Genomic DNA, 15,712 nt, shown 5'->3' with positions numbered 1-15,712 from the left:
TAATTGCCCGTTTGAACCGGTCAAAGTTACTTTGATGATGACTGCCACTAGTGATCTACACAATCACATGCTCAAAGCGCTTACGAAAAAAGGGGTAAGCTTAGAGCAGTATTTTCGCTAGCTTCCATCCTGGCCACGTTGATTTAAAGTATTATGTTTTTTGACGCGCCGACGATACGCGCGGGCGCTTGCTTGGTCCCCGCACGGAGACATAGCACACCATACCCGATTGCCAGCCCGCGACTTATCAACGAACATCACATGACAGCGAGGCGAAGCGCATTGCTTGATGCGCATGCGATATGGGCCGGTAAATACCTGGATAGCATCACGCGCAATCAAACCAAGAATTTCGTTCATTTCGGCTGCATCGGGCGGCTCAGTGCTGCAGCCGTCACAAGCAATACGCAAAACCGGCATACCTGAACGGGCATGAGCGTTGATCAAAGCAATATCAGTCACCGAAATCTCACGTTGATTGATACGATTGTCGGCCAGCCTAAATATCGCCTCTCGCAAAGCCTTTGTTTTTGCGAGTTCCTCGTCTGTCACACAACCTGAGAGCGGCGGTAGCTCTGCTTCACAAAGCCATCTGTCCAGCAATGATGGCTCTGAGAAGCGGTCAATACCCTTGGTTCTGTCTTTTGACGCCGCGACTGTGGCAACAAGATTGAGTGCAACACTGTCAGAGCGGAACAGGAAGCGCCAGCTTCCTTTTCGGCGCTCTTTCGGATGTCTGGATTTTGCGGCATTTATGTCCATCGGCTCACTCTTTGCGTGACAGGCCGTTCAGCTTTTAACGCTGAACGACCCTTATGGGATAAGTTCCAACAAAATCAACTGTTCGCCGAAGGCGTCGCCAGCTCAAGGTCGACGGCATATTTGCCAATTTCCTGTATTTTTACAGCGACCGGATCATGCAGCGTATAGATGCGGACATCACGCCAGTAGCGATCCAGTCCCTGCTTCAAAGTCGCAGAACGCGCGCCAACGGCCTCAAAAATGCGCGAAGTTACTGAAAGCGATGCCGCGTCCGATGCAACTTTGGCCTGAGAGATGAGATCGGCAATCTCGCCACGACGTTCCGGTGTCAGCCGATTTTCGTCAATGTCTGCGACCAGTTCGCCGAACGCTTTGTTGGCCACAGTTGAAAGGGCAAAGGACGCGTTGGCTGTTGTTATGGCACGTCCGATACTGTCTGCAATGTAGTCCGGCACAGATGAGTTTTGACCGTTTTTGCGCAAATGCAGTTGCGACAGGGTAGTATCAATTGCCCCCAACGCTGTCCCATTGAGAAAATTAACGAACATGATCTGAAAGGCCAACGAGCCTATGGATTCATTGAGGGGTCGTTTTGTAGGATCGGCGGCTGATTTGCTGAAAATCGCGTCATCAGGGATAAATACATTTTCAAATACCAGACTGCCTGATGCCGAGCGACGCGCGCCAATGCCATCCCAGTCATCAGCATGGACAATCCCAGGCGTCGATGCATCAAGAACGAAAGTCAGACGTTGTTCAAGACCATCTGCAGAGCGATAGCTTTCGCCAATCACGAGACGATCCGCTGTTTGTGCAGCGGTTGCGAAGCTTTTCGTTCCATTGGCAATGTATCCTCCGTCAACCCGCTTTAAGTCTGCCGCAGGACCGTTTGGATTGTTGGCACCGCCCCAAAGTGTCGGTGTCCGCAACGAATCTTCCACAGCTTTCGAGAACACGGGCCCACGCCCGGCAATCTCAATACGCAGGAGATGCATATAATTGTAACCGAGAAGAGCTGCGGTGGATAAATCGACGCGTGAGATCTCCCGGATCGCAAAAAGGGCATGTTGCCATCGTGCTTTTATCGCTTCGCGGCGGCTATCAGCTTTCCGAAACAGCCTCAGACCATCATCGATCGTTAATGCCGGCAGACGAGACCAACGCAGAAGTTCTGCCTCCTCAGTCGGTGCGGAACCTTTACGGTCCCGCTCTACCACATGCGGAGCAAGCTCAGCTTTTACCTGATCGACCCGCGCTCGAATGTCGGCCTCTATTGGCGGATCGAACCATTGCGTGTGCCGGAAGGATTGTATATGTGCATTCATGGTTTCACATCCAGAACGGCTTTACCATGCAAACGCCGGTCAAGAAGGGCCGCAACCGCCTGGTCAAACTCGTTCCAGTCACCACGCCATTTCACTTCAGTCTTAAGCTTGCCCTCAGCCAGCCATTGCAGCAGTGCCTTGAGATAAGAGCCCACCCGGCACTCGGAAATCAGGAAGCCATGAATGTGGCGCCCAACCGGACCAACCGTACCCAGATTGCCAAAAGTGGCGTCTTCTCCTGAGGCCCAACCGAGGCTTTGTACATTTCCATGACGGTTAAGAAGTTTGAAGGACTGCACGAGCTGCGGCCCACCGACATTATCGATCACCAGATCGATACCTTCCTTCACATCATCAAGGCTGGTCACAACAAGATCCGCGCCAAGTTCCCCCAGACCGGTTGCACTAGCATCTGATCCCACAGAGGCGATAACGCGCGCGCCACCCAGCCGTGCAAGCTGAATTGCAAAGCGGCCTACGCCGCCAGAAGCGCCGGTGATCAACACCGTCTTGCCGAGAATTGGCCCACCAAGTTGTAAGGTTGCCAGCGCCGTGACAGCTGCTGTCGGCAGAGTTGCAGCTTCTGCAGGATCTACACCCTCCGGAATGACAGCAATATCTTCTACATGTGCAACGCGCTTTTCAGCCCAGGCACCAAGTGGGGCACGTGTCACAACCAATGTTCCGATGGGTGGCGCTTTGGTTTGTGGGCCAACGGCTACAATCACACCGGACGCATCCCATCCAAGAACCGTGCCATCAGCCTCAAGACCGCGTGCCCCCCGTCGAGTTTCGCCGAAATTCAAAGAGGTGTTTGTCACATTGATGAGTACTTCCCCATAACCAGGCTCAGGAGTCGCCCGTGTCGCGAAACGCAGACCGCCGGAACTTGCCTTATCTGTCTCGATAACTCGAATGGTCATACGCTGATCCTTTCTAGACGCCCTGCAATCGAAGCGCCGCGGGTAACGACGTTATAAACAAAGCTGTTAAGCTCAACGCGTTGGCGCAGGTCTTCCAGCTCGGCGTCAGATGCGGGAGATTGGATTTTCGCGGTGTATCGAAGTTCCAGATCAACGGGCTCGTTGGAGCCTGTTCCGATTTGTCCGGGTTTGCTGACAGCTTCGGCAACAACTTCCAGCGCATCAATCTCGATATCGAGCAGTGACGCCTGAATAAGAAAACCATGATTGAGGCAACCAGCAACGGCGCCAATCAGCAATTCACCCGGGGCCGGACCAAGATCAAAACCACCGCCGGCGGGAGATCCATCGGTGATAATCTGAAAATCACGAATGAAAAGACGACGGATTCCGCTGCGTCCTTCAGCAACGACACGGGCGGAAAGCTGGCCTGCGCCGGATGGCTTTCCCTGTCGTGCGTCGTGCAGCTTTCTCTTGTGTCGGATGTATTTCGTCAGACCACTGGTCATAGGTATTTCCTGTACTCGGTAGGTTGGAAGAATGGCTTATTCAGCAGGTTTGATTTCGTATGGTAGCGTCCAGTCATCCCGGCGAATGTCCCACACGACTTTCTTGCTGTAGGCATAGGTTTGCGGCAGATCCCAAAGAAAGACAGCGAGTGCTTCATCAGATGCCACTTCGGTTGCACGTTTGACCGATGCGAGCTCGGCCTCCTTGGTTAGTGCGCCCTTTGCCTGCTTGACCGCTTCGTCAAAGGCGGCGGGGACGGGTCCAATCGTCTGAAAATGCGTGCTGCCAAGATAGGTCAGTGTTTCGGCTGCAATGCTGGCCGTATCGGCGTAACCAAACCAAGTCAGGCCGGCTGCTTTATCGGATGCCGCGCGCTCGGCATGGGACGAAGCAGGCAGAATATTGAGCTGCGCCCGCACGCCAACGGCTGCTAGTTGCGCCGCGATAATTTGTGCTGCCTGCTCTCCACCGACATAGGTGCCTTTGCCAAACACCATCTCGACATCAAAGCCATCCGGATAACCAGCTTCCGCAAGCAGCGCTTTAGCCTTCGCTGGATCATAAGGCCACGGCTTCAGCTCTATGTTATAACCCTCATGAAAGCTGGTGATGATCTGGCTGTTGGCGGGGCTTACCAATCCTTTGAATAGGGCCTTGGTAATGGCTTCCTTGTCGATTGCGTAGTTCAAAGCCCGTCGCACCCGCGCATCATCAAGCGGCTTAATATTGGTATTGAAACGGATGATCTGTACGCGCGTGCTTGGACGCGCACCTGCTATCAGATTCCCATTGGTTTCGAGTTGTGCGAGATCCTGCGGTGCGATAACAGCTGCGGCATCGATCTCGCCGGATTTCAGGCCATTGATCTTGGCCGCAGCATCCACAACAACGCGGAACTGCGCCTTGGTGAATGTTGCTGACTTGCCGAAATAGTTTTCATTTGCTTCAAGGCGAACTTCGCCCTCGGGATTATAGCTGACCAACTTATAAGGGCCGGTGCCAAGTGCCTCAATCGCTGGATTATGTGACTTGGCCCATTCCGGTTCCAGATAGAAAATCCCTGCCAGCCGCTTGGGAAACTCGATGTCGGGTTGTTTCAGTGTAAAGGCAACCTGATGCGGTGAAAGGACTTCAACCTTATCGACTGCCTTCATCGACGATACGATCCAGCTTGGCTTATCTGACGACAGAATTCGCTCGATGTTCCACTTAACAACTGAAGCATCAAATGGCACATTGTTGGAGAAAGACACGTCGTCGCGCAGATCGAACACCCAACGCGTATCCGACTCCTGCTTCCAGCTCTTTGCCAGAACACCTACCAGTTTTCCTTCACCATCAAGGCGTGTCAATGGCGAATAGATCGATGCAATGATGCTCAAATCCCCACGCAAGTTCCCCCCAACGGCGGGATCAAGGGTCTGCAAAGCATAGGGCAACGCCACCACCAATTCATGTGTCTTGCCATAGTCCGCAGGTGCTTGTGCGTGGGTCGCCGATAGCGTTGCAGACATGACAATCAGGCTTGCTCCCATCAATCTCAATGCGTGCAATGATCGCTTTATAAACATGTGTCTTTTCCAGTTTTCGTGTTCAGATTCAGGAGTTGGGAGAGACAGGAGGCTTTCTGCCGGGAATGGCAGCAAGCAACTGTCGAGTATAAGGATGAGCCGGTGCCTGAAAGATCCGGCGGGTTTCGCCGCGCTCGACGATTTGACCGCCACGCATCACCACGACTTCGCGACACAAACGTGCAATGACTGAGAGATCATGAGAAATGAGCAGTTGCGCGGTACCATGCCGACGCTGCATATCTTCCATCAAGGAAAGCACGCGTTCCCGCGACGTGGAGTCGAGTGCCGCGACAGGCTCATCGGCGATGAGAAGTTTGGGGCTGGGCGCAATTGCCCGTGCGAAACCGACACGTTGGCGCTGTCCTCCGGATAGGCGTCCCGGCAACCGATGCCACAAAGACGGATGAATACCGACTTCTTCGAGCAAGCATTTGGAAATCCTCGCGGCTTCAGCTTTGCAAAGCCCTTTCGCAAGCAAAGGTTCCGCCACTGTCTCCAAAATGCTTATGCGCGGATCGAGAGACGAATATGGGTCCTGAAACACATATTGTACGTGGTCTGAGCGTGTCCGTGGAGGTCGCGCGTTACCGTCAATCAGGATATTGCCGTCATCTGCGCGCTCCAGCCCGGCAATAATCCGGGCCAGCGTAGTTTTTCCCGAGCCACTTTCGCCAACAATTCCGAGCGTCGTGCCAGCCTTGACCAAAATATCGACGCCATCGAGCGCGCGTGGACCGTTGCGAAATGTCTTTTGAAGAGCTTTTACTTCAACAAGTGGAGGTTGGGATCCAGCGTCGTAAAGCGTGCCACCTACAGTCGCAAAAGTCAGTTTACTTGCCTTAAGAAGTGATCGCGCAGCACGGCTCCTGGGATTTGCAAAAAGGTCATTCGTAACGCCGCTTTCAACGATCGCCCCGCCATCCATGACGGCAACGCTATCCGCTCGATCCCGGATCACGCCCATGTCGTGGGTAATCAGGAGAACACCGAACTCATGACGTTTTTGCAGCCGGGCAATGAGATCAAGAATTTGCGCTTGAACTGTCACATCAAGCGCAGTCGTCGGCTCATCTGCGATAAGCAGTTTCGGCTGCCGCGCCAAAGCCATCGCAATAACAACGCGTTGCGCCAGCCCGCCCGACAGTTCATGTGGCCACGCGGTCAGCTTCTTCACCGGCTCGCTGATACCCACCTCCTCCAAAAGTTGCAGGCAGATATTGGCAGCCTTGGCCTTTTCGCGGCGCATTGTAGGCGATAGGGCTTCAAACAGCTGAGCGCCAACGCTCAGCCGCGGATTAAGAGCAGTTGTCGGGTTCTGAAAAACCACACCAATCTGTGACGTTCTGAGATCGCGACCGCGTTGAGATCTTCCAAAAGCGAGGGGTATGCCATCGAGATAAGCCCGACCATCAGCATGAAGGCCTTGTGATAGAAGTCCTCCAACAGCCATTGCAGTCAGTGTTTTACCTGAACCGGATTCGCCAACGATCCCGAGTGTTTCGCCTTGATTAAGCGTGAATGACACCGGACCAACAATTGCCTCTCCACTTGCCCTGACAACCAGCCCTTCAACGCATAAAAGTGTATTCATGGATGTCATGCCTGCGCTCCTGTTTCACGCGCGGAAAGCCGGCCCGAAAGGGCATCGCCTAAAAGCTGCACGCCAAAGAGAAGGCTGAGCAGAGCAAGCGCAGGCATGAGCGATAGCCACCAGGCGGCGCCGAGCTGCGACTTCCCCTGGGCGATCATAAGGCCCCAATCGGAAGTTGGCGGTTGAATCCCCAAACCAATGAAGCTCAGACCAGCTTCTGTCATGATGATGAAGGCGGCACTTATCGTTGACGATGCAATCATCAATGGCAACAGTCCCGGAACGATGTGGCGCAAGACGGATTTCCACAACGGCACGCCTGCAAGCCATGCGGCTTCCATATAGCCCTGATTTCGCGCATTAAGGGTGTAGGATCGGGCGACACGAAAATGCAGGGGCCAGCTTTCAAGTGCCAGAATAAGGATCAAATTCTCAAGCCTTGAACCAAACAATGCCAGCGCAAGAAGGGCCAAAACAAGACCAGGAATTGTCAGCTGAATTTCAGCAAGCCGGGCAATGAACTGGTCTAACAAACGATTGGTCAATCCTGCGACAATACCCAGTACGCTTCCGATGAAAGCGGAAAGAAGCGTTGCAAGGGTTGCAACCAGCAGCACTGGCCTCGCGCCGTAAAAGACCCGACTTAAAATATCTCGTCCAAGATCATCTGTTCCGAGCCAGTGTCCGCTGTTAAATGATGGCTCTTGTAGAAACGCCATCAGATCACTTGTATTGGGATCAAAAGGTGCAAGTAGCGGTGCGAATATAGCGCCAAAGACCCAGAGAATGATGATCAGCAAGCCAAGTTTGCCTCGCAAAGCCAGTTTTGGCGTTGGAATTTCACCCGTGGCATCAACGATTTCCGGGCTCGAAATCTCGCTCATTTCGTCACCGCACTACGTGGATCGACAACAGCAATGAGAAGATCGGCTACAAGATTGCAGAGACTGACGGTCAAGGCGATCAGTACAATTGTGGCCAGTATGACTGGGTAATCTTTCATACCAACTGCACTTACTAAAACCGTACCAACACCCGGCCAACCAAAGACTGTTTCTGTCAAGACAGCACCACCCAACAGAGTGCCCGTCTGTGTGCCAAGAAGTGCAATCACAGGAACAAGGGCATTGATTGCGATGTGCCTGAAACGCACGCGGCTGAGTGAAATCTGTTTCGATAAAGCCGTGCGCACGTGATCTGCGCCTTGCTGCTGTTTGAGACTGGTACGAAACAGACGCGCCACGGGTGGTGCAATCAACAATGACAAAATCAACGCAGGCAAAACGAGATGACGCAAGCTGCCACTGCCCCCCGTTGGCAGCCATCGGAGCGTCAACGAAAACAGCAGAACAGCAAGGATGCCGGTCACGAACACAGGCGTGGACTGCACGACAGTCAGAAGGGCCAGCGGTCCTTCACGCAGTAACCTGCTTGATGAAGTGGCTGAAAGATAACCAGCTATCAGCCCTAATGCTGAACCGATCAACAGCGCAGTCAAAACCAGAAACAATGTCAGTGGTATAGCCGGTACAATGACATCGACGGCAGGGACGTCAAAACGAAGAGACTTTGGAAACTCGCCGCGCAGGCAATTAAATAGAAACTGTCCATATTGCTCTATCAGCGGGCGATCAAAGCCATAACTCGCATTTAAAGCGGCAATCTCGTCTTTCGTAGCTTGGCCGCCAGCGAGCAGAGTAGCGGGGCTACCGGTTGCGAAGATCAGGAAGAACACCAAAGAAACGGAACCAAGAACGGAAATTGCCGTCGCACCAAGCCTTTGCAGGACAAAAGACGGGCGAATATCGCGCCTCCGTTGTGGCAGCTTGCTTAGAACTGGTCTTTGAGCATTTGCGGGTTCAGAACCCCCATCTGCTTGCAGCCAGAACTCCTGTTCGCGCGATTTGACGGTCATAACCAGCCCTTGATAATTAATCTAGTATTTTTATAGATTATATATCGTCAGCTATTAAGCACCTGACGTTTCGTTTGAAATGACGACACGGAAACAAATTACTACCCATGCTGCGCTGATGAGCTCAAAAACATCATGGGTCTAGCACCTGACGCAATCAAAAGTCGTCGGAACAGCAGCGATCGAGCTCTGAAGAACCGCTTCATACCTCGTTTCTGTTGAGGGGACATTCGACCATCAAAAGGCGCAAGAGTGCCTTTCTATGCAATCGGTGTTCGTGGCCCGCGGAAGAGAGCGTGCTGGTTTTTAGAATATACTAAGTAAGGCAAATTGGTTGCCAACCATATATCAGCGGAACGCTTGGCTATTGAGAGAGAAGAACCGGCCCGTTGAACTAGTGTTCACCTTTGACTTCTTCTCGATCTGAAGGCATTTCGGAAAATTTGGCACCATGCGAAGAACTCGCATCATCAAATACGGCTATTATTTGCCTAAACTTCTCACCAACGGTAGATCGTCATACTGTCCTTCGCTTCGCGTCGAGCATCTCCTCAGCTTGCAGATTTTGAACGCAACACTTGTTGATGAACTTCTAAGCCTGGCGGTCCATCTTGATCTTGAAGGCCATGGTCGCTCGAGCGGAGATATGAGTCTGCATATCTATCGCCAGGAGGCATTGCGGAGGGAGCATGCAAAGGTTGCCTGGATGCCTGAAAACTATTTTCTACAACAAGGTTGGTTGACCTTCGAAAACTTGATGCAAAGGCAGTGCTTGTAGATTTTCAGGGAATCGTACCTTTATATCCCAATGACCAGGATACGCGTTGTGCAGCGCGTAAGACTGCATCAACCTGCTGAGGCACAACAGGAACACCTATATTCTGTATTGATCCGACGATAGCCAAAGCGCCAACCGCATTTGAGTTCCCATCAAAAATGGGAGCGGCTATTGCGTTGATGCCAACTGTATCTTCATTCGGTGAACTGGCAAAGCCACAGGCTCGAATGGTCTGGCATTCCGCTTCGAGTTGTTTGACATCGGTGATGGTGCTGGGCGTGAGGGCTCTTAATTCTTTGCGCTTTAGTTGTGTGAGAAGAGCACTTCCGCCATAGGCAATCCCTATTTTTCCCTGCGCCGTTGCGTGAAGCTCCAATGCGCTGCCGATCCGAACGCCTATTTCCAAATTTGACTTGCCCAGCAGTGTCATCAGAACTGTCAGGCCGCGAAGACCAATGGTTGAGACCACCACTGTTTCTCCGATTTCGTCCCGCAATGTCTTTGCAGGCTCCTGTGATGCGGAAAGGATGCTGATGCGGCCTGCCGCAGCCTGCCCAAGCAGATAGGAACGCACACCCATATGATAGCGTTGCGTTTCGTGGTTCTGTGCCAGATATCCACGCTCAACCAACGTTTGAAGGTGACGAAATACTGTTGCTTTGGTCGTACCAAGTTTGGCGGCGAGTTCGCTGACGCCAATTTCGCCATCCTCTGACGCGACAACTTCCAAAACATCAAAGGCAAGATGCAGCGATTTCACGCCATTTTCACGTTTTTGATTGTCAGTCACGAAAAGCGCCTCCCCTCTATAACCAGACACTGCGGACATCTGTACATCTGCATGCCTCCTAAGCGCATGTCACCCTGCCGGGCACATTAAATTTGCTTTAATACGGAGTATAATGTCACCCTTCACTACTTAAAGTTTAAGGAATTATGCTCAAATAAAGCGCTGCCTCAATCACCTCTGATAATCTGACGAACCCTCAAAAGCAACGGCGCCCCACTCTCCATTCAATCCACATAAGGCTAAAATCTTCAAGAGTTGCCTGTTCAGAACAAAAGAGCTGGGATGACCTGTCGGTTTGTGTTCAAGCATATTGTTTTTATTTGTGGCGAGATCAGAAATCAGTCCTGTGGACTGATTTCCTGCGAAGAGTATCCCGCTTTCCGCAATGCGCTTTAGCTGCTCATCATTGTATGGAAATTCGGCGAACTCTGGATCAGTTGTCGGGTGTAATCCTGCTTTGGAGAAGCTATAATTTCCGCAACAGTTCCAATTTCGACAAGTTTTCCGTTTTGAAGAACCGCTATTCGGTCGCAAATATCGGCGGCAACGCGCAGATCATGCGTAATGAACAGCATCGTCAGGCCGAAACTCTCCTTGACCTCCTTGAATAGAGCCAGAACCTGAGCCTGAACGGAGACATCAAGCGCCGAAACAGCTTCATCAGCCACAATAATATCAGGCTGCATAATAAGCGCACGGGCAATTGCAACTCTCTGTCGCTGCCCACCGGAAAACTCGTGCGGATAACGGTCCAGCGCATCTCGCTTCAACCCAACCCGATCAAGCAGACCTGCCGCGCGTTCACGCGCATCCTGCCCGGACATCCCCATTTGAACGGGCCCAGCAATCAACGCTTGCGCAATCGTCTGACGCGGATTGAGCGACGCGTAGGGGTCCTGAAAGACCATCTGAATGCGCGCGCGCAAGGCTGAAGAACGTTTACGGATATCGCTTGGAACATTTTCTCCTTCGAGAGACATCTCTCCAGTTACCCCACGAAGAAGCCCAACGATGCTACGGCCAATCGTTGATTTTCCCGAGCCTGATTCACCAACCAGCCCTAAAGTCTCCCCTTTTCTAAGATCAAAGGAAACATCATCAATTGCTTTCACCACATGAGCTTCGCCGAAAAAACTGCGACCAATCGTGAATATTTTTTTAAGCGACGTCACCTGAAGCAAACTCTTTGCTTGCAGAGGCTTTTTTGCTGGATCTGCAGCGCCTTTTGGAATAGCCGCAATCAGGCTGCGCGTATATTCGTGCTGCGGCGAACGCAGAACTTCGGATGCGACGCCCTTTTCCACGACCTTTCCCAGCTTCATAACTAAGACCTGATCGGCAATTTCTGCAACTACACCGAAATCATGGGTGATAAAGATCATCGCCATTTTTTTGCGGGTCTGAATCTCACGCATAAGCTTCAAGATCTGAGCCTGCGTTGTCACATCCAAAGCAGTGGTCGGCTCATCGGCAATCAGCAGCGTTGGCTCCAGAACCATTGCAGCAGCAATCATTACACGCTGACGCTGTCCGCCGGACAAGCGAAAGGGGTAACTGTTGGCAATTTTTTCCGGCGAAGGCAAACCAACATCCCGCAGAGATGAGATGATGCGCGCCTGTCTTTCGGCCCTGGACAGAGAAACATGTGCATCCAGAACTTCGCCAATCTGCTCCCCAATCCGCATGACCGGGTTGAGCGACGTCATAGGCTCCTGAAAGATCATGCCAAGTCGTACGCCGCGCAGTTTGCGAAACTCTTCCTCCGTCTTGTGGAGAATATCAGAGCCTTCAAAAATGATCTTTCCACCAGCCGGCGCCACATACGGCTTAGCAAGTAGGCCCATGACTGCGCTTGCAATCATGGATTTTCCTGACCCGCTTTCCCCGACGATACAGGTCGTCTGGCCTGCGAGAACGTCAAGTGAGACGTCTTCCACAGCCAAACTTCGATCGGCGCCGCGTGGAAGACTGATGGAAAGGTTTTCAATCTGCAGAATGGGTGAAGTGTTGCTCATTTCAGTCTTCCATCCAGCCGTGTATTTAAACCATCGCTTAAACCTTCACCGAAAAGATTAAGTGCAAGCACAGTGATCATAATCGCAATGCCGGGAAACACAGCAACCCACCATGCCTGTCTGAGCGCTGAGCGGGCCGCTCCAACCATATAACCCCAGCTCATCATATTCGGATCTCCCAGCCCCAGAAAGCTCAGCGCCGATTCCAGTAGAATAGCAGTCGCGACCATAAGCGAACCCATCACGATGATTGATGAGGCCGCGTTCGGGAGTATCTGCGTTACGATGATCCTGAGATTGGATTGACCCGCCAGCAGTGCAGCCTGAACAAACTCGCGCTGAGAAAGCGTAAGAAACTCGCTTCGCACTAGTCGCGCGACGGGAGGCCAGGAGACCAGTGCAATTGCAGCCACTATTGAGTAGACGGATGGCTGAAAGATTGCGACCAGAACAATCGCCAGAGCAACACCGGGGATGACCTGAAAGATTTCCGTAAAGCGCATCAGCGTCGTATCAACCCATGAGCCGTAATAGCCTGCAACAGCCCCAACGGTGATACCAATGAACAAGCTGGCAATCGTTGCTGACAAGCCAACAAGAAGCGAAACCCGTGCCCCATAAGCAATTCCAGCAGCCACATCGCGGCCAAGCGCATCAGAACCCAATGGCATGCCACTGATGGTGAATGGCTTGAGGAATGGTCGCTGAACCATATCCCAAGGACTGTGCTGAACCAGAAGCGGTGCAAACACCGCAATAAACACCATGGCGACAAGAAACAGGAGACCGGCAACGGCACCTCTATTACGTCTGAAACGGCGAATAAATTCGGGACTTATCATAGCTCGATCCTCGGATCGACGAATGTATAGATTACGTCGGTAATAATGTTGAAGACGATCGCAAGCGCTGCTGTCACAAGGAAGGTGCCAAGCAGAAGACTGTAATCGCGCTGTGTCAGCGCCTCAAACAGCAAACGCCCCATTCCTGGCCATGCAAATACAGTCTCGATGAGAACGGCCCCGCCAACCATAGCCCCTGCCTGAAGACCTGCAAGGGTAACAACAGGCAATAGTGCATTGCGTAGAACATGGCTGCGTAAAATTCGAGATTGCGACAAGCCTTTTGCGCGGGCGGTCTTCACAAAATCTTGACCCGCAACTTCAAGCATCGTTACACGTGTCATTCGGGCGTAGATAGCAATATAGAAGGTTGCGAGCACAACGGTCGGCTGAATCATGTGCATTGCAACATCACCCGCTCTGGCCAGCCCCGTATAACCGGAACCGATCGTTTCGTAACCAAATGCGGGCAACCATGGGTTCCAGACGGAGAAGACCAATATCGATACTATTGCGAGCCAATAAACCGGTGTTGCATAGAAAACGGTCACCAGAACACTCATGCCGGTATCTTTCCATGAACCGACTTTGGCACTCATAAACATACCGATGATGATACCGATCACGATCGAAAGTATGAATGCAGATCCGGTCAACAACAATGTTGCCGGAAGCCGGTCCAGGATCAGTTCAAGCACAGGCTTGTTTTGTCGATAAGACATCCCAAGATCGAGATGAGCGAGATTAACAAGATAAGACCATAGCTGAACAAGAATTGGCTCATCCAGACTGAAGCGTTCGCGCAACTGCTGCATGAATATTTCGTCCGCCGCCCCGGCTTCTCCAGCCATGACGGTTGCAGGATCACCGGGAGCCGCGCGGATGAGAAGAAAATTTATGATCGCGATGATGACGAGTGTAAAAACGCCAAGGAACAACCTTTGCGCAACGAATTGAAACAATTTCATGTCAGACTTCCGATCAGGATATAGAGGCTCTGGCCAGACTGTCGTTGATGCCAAGGCCGGTATTGATCGGGCTGTTGATTTTGCTTCGATACACAGTTGGATAGGTCAGGTCCAGCAACCATGCCTCAGCGACGTCATCCACCAATATCTTCTGCACTTCAGCATAAAGCTGCTTCTGCTTTTCAGGATCTGCCTCTACACGGGCGAGTGAAAATAATTCATCAACACGTGCATTAGAATATCCGCCAACATTATTGAAAGGTGACCCCTTCTTGATCTCGCTGGAAACGTAATTCCTGGAGACCCCCAATGCTGGATCGCCATTGGTATAGATCAGCGTGAAAGCAAGATCGAAATCCCAATTCGACTGCAGCGACAGCGTTGTTGGAACATCGGCACTGACCATCTCTACCTTGAAGCCTGCCTGTTGCAGGTTTTGCCTGACTGCTTCAGCCATTCTTACCCACACTTCACCAAATTGCAGCGGTAGAAGACGAATGGTCTCACCTTTATATCCAGCTTCATCAAGGAGGGCTTTTGCCTTGTCTGTATCAAAGATATAATTTGTCGTCTGGTCAGTATAACCAGCCGTGCCACGGCTGAATGGTCCAGTCGCAGGCTGAGCAAACCCCTGCCAGACAATTTGAGCCAGCGCATCGCGATTAATCGCATGCATTAACGCCTGTCTGACCTTGAGATTAGCGAGAACCGGATTGCGGTGATTGATCCACATAAAGCTGATCGGACATAGCTTTTCCCAGCCCTTGGTCGTTACCGTTACACCATCCATTTCCTGCAGACGCGTTACATCAAAAAATTCAATGGTGCCACCGGGCAGGACATCGACCTTTCCGGATTCAAACGCTACCGCCCGTGACGATGCATCCGGAATGATATGCCAATAAATGTTTTTGATTTTTGGCATGCCTGGTTCGTGAAAATCGTCATTGGCAGCGAGCTGGATATAAGCCCCTCTTTCCCAAGCAACGAATTTGAACGCGCCCGTACCGATTGGCTGAACCTGAACAGGCTTGCTGAGATCGACCCCACCGAGCTGATGCTTTGGCACGATTGGCAGGGTACTGACATCAAAAATACCGATAAAAGCGGGGAACGGCTGTTTAAGTTTAAACTCAACGGTCAGGTCATCGACAGCCTTGATTGACTCAACACTTGCCATAACCACCCGAACCCGAGGTCCGAGCGTGCGCATATATTTGTCGACACTGAAGACAACATCTTCCGCTGTAAACGGCTGACCATCATGCCACTTCACACCTTCTTTAAGCTTGAACGTATAACTAAGGTGATCATCGCTGATGCTCCACTCGGTCGCGAGGTTTGGGAGAGGTTGTAGATTCTCATCATACCGCAACAAGCCGTCATAAATATTGCCAATCACCATCATGGATGGCCCCGTTGTGCCTACACCTGCAACAAGCGAGGTCGGCTCCGGGAAAACAGCGATGTTTAAGACACCCGAAGCTTCACTATGCGCAGGAATTGGTAACCCGCCGTATAAAACAGCAGTAGTGGCGGCACCTGCAACAAGAAACTGGCGACGAGAATACAGCATAAATCGTTCCCTTTAGTTTTGGCCGTTTCGGCTGCAAAGCTTGCGCGCCTGTTGGTACAGGGAGCAAAAAATGTAACACAATACGAAACAGCGTTTGTCATTACGATACACAATTGATAGACTTCGTCAACATTCAAGGAAGA

Annotated in this window: 13 protein-coding genes; all 13 read right to left on the bottom strand. The window is 51.8% G+C overall.

Annotated features, from left to right (window positions below; translation table 11 throughout):
* Positions 1-117 precede the first annotated feature (117 nt).
* Complete coding sequence (locus KMS41_20425; GenBank protein ID QWK80935.1) at positions 118-762, bottom strand: CGNR zinc finger domain-containing protein; 645 nt, start codon at positions 760-762, stop codon at positions 118-120.
* Between the two features lie 74 nt (positions 763-836).
* The gene (locus KMS41_20420) at positions 837-2,087 is read right to left on the bottom strand and encodes a hypothetical protein (protein ID QWK80934.1); all 1,251 of its coding nucleotides are present in this window, start codon (positions 2,085-2,087) and stop codon (positions 837-839) included.
* A complete protein-coding gene (locus KMS41_20415) occupies positions 2,084-3,010 on the bottom strand; it encodes a zinc-binding dehydrogenase (protein QWK80933.1) in 927 nt (308 codons plus the stop codon). Before KMS41_20415 ends, KMS41_20420 begins: the two co-directional genes overlap by 4 nt.
* Positions 3,007-3,519: an OsmC family protein gene (locus tag KMS41_20410; protein QWK80932.1), complete on the bottom strand. Its 513-nt coding sequence runs from the start codon at positions 3,517-3,519 to the stop codon at positions 3,007-3,009. Before KMS41_20410 ends, KMS41_20415 begins: the two co-directional genes overlap by 4 nt.
* A gap of 36 nt (positions 3,520-3,555) precedes the next feature.
* Positions 3,556-5,091, bottom strand: a complete 1,536-nt coding sequence (locus tag KMS41_20405) for an ABC transporter substrate-binding protein (protein QWK80931.1) — start codon at positions 5,089-5,091, stop codon at positions 3,556-3,558.
* A 28-nt stretch (positions 5,092-5,119) separates the two neighbouring features.
* The gene (locus tag KMS41_20400; protein ID QWK80930.1) at positions 5,120-6,694 is read right to left on the bottom strand and encodes an ABC transporter ATP-binding protein; all 1,575 of its coding nucleotides are present in this window, start codon (positions 6,692-6,694) and stop codon (positions 5,120-5,122) included.
* The gene (locus KMS41_20395; protein ID QWK80929.1) at positions 6,691-7,569 is read right to left on the bottom strand and encodes an ABC transporter permease; all 879 of its coding nucleotides are present in this window, start codon (positions 7,567-7,569) and stop codon (positions 6,691-6,693) included. Before KMS41_20395 ends, KMS41_20400 begins: the two co-directional genes overlap by 4 nt.
* Entirely contained in the window at positions 7,566-8,600 is a 1,035-nt protein-coding gene (locus KMS41_20390; protein ID QWK80928.1) for an ABC transporter permease, read from the bottom strand. Before KMS41_20390 ends, KMS41_20395 begins: the two co-directional genes overlap by 4 nt.
* Before the next feature lie 782 nt (positions 8,601-9,382).
* Complete coding sequence (locus tag KMS41_20385) at positions 9,383-10,168, bottom strand: IclR family transcriptional regulator (GenBank protein QWK80927.1); 786 nt, start codon at positions 10,166-10,168, stop codon at positions 9,383-9,385.
* A 392-nt stretch (positions 10,169-10,560) separates the two neighbouring features.
* Entirely contained in the window at positions 10,561-12,183 is a 1,623-nt protein-coding gene (locus KMS41_20380) for an ABC transporter ATP-binding protein (protein ID QWK80926.1), read from the bottom strand.
* Positions 12,180-13,025, bottom strand: a complete 846-nt coding sequence (locus KMS41_20375) for an ABC transporter permease (GenBank protein ID QWK80925.1) — start codon at positions 13,023-13,025, stop codon at positions 12,180-12,182. Before KMS41_20375 ends, KMS41_20380 begins: the two co-directional genes overlap by 4 nt.
* Complete coding sequence (locus KMS41_20370; protein QWK81134.1) at positions 13,022-13,987, bottom strand: ABC transporter permease; 966 nt, start codon at positions 13,985-13,987, stop codon at positions 13,022-13,024. The genes KMS41_20375 and KMS41_20370 overlap by 4 nt, the downstream gene beginning before the upstream one ends.
* Positions 13,988-14,006: 19 nt before the next feature.
* A complete protein-coding gene (locus tag KMS41_20365) occupies positions 14,007-15,569 on the bottom strand; it encodes an ABC transporter substrate-binding protein (protein QWK80924.1) in 1,563 nt (520 codons plus the stop codon).
* Between the last annotated feature and the right edge of the window lie 143 nt (positions 15,570-15,712).

The organism is Ochrobactrum sp. BTU1 (assembly GCA_018798825.1).
GTDB lineage: Bacteria > Pseudomonadota > Alphaproteobacteria > Rhizobiales > Rhizobiaceae > Brucella.
Note: the sequence above shows the minus strand (reverse complement) of the source record. Positions and strands in the feature narration are given on the sequence as shown.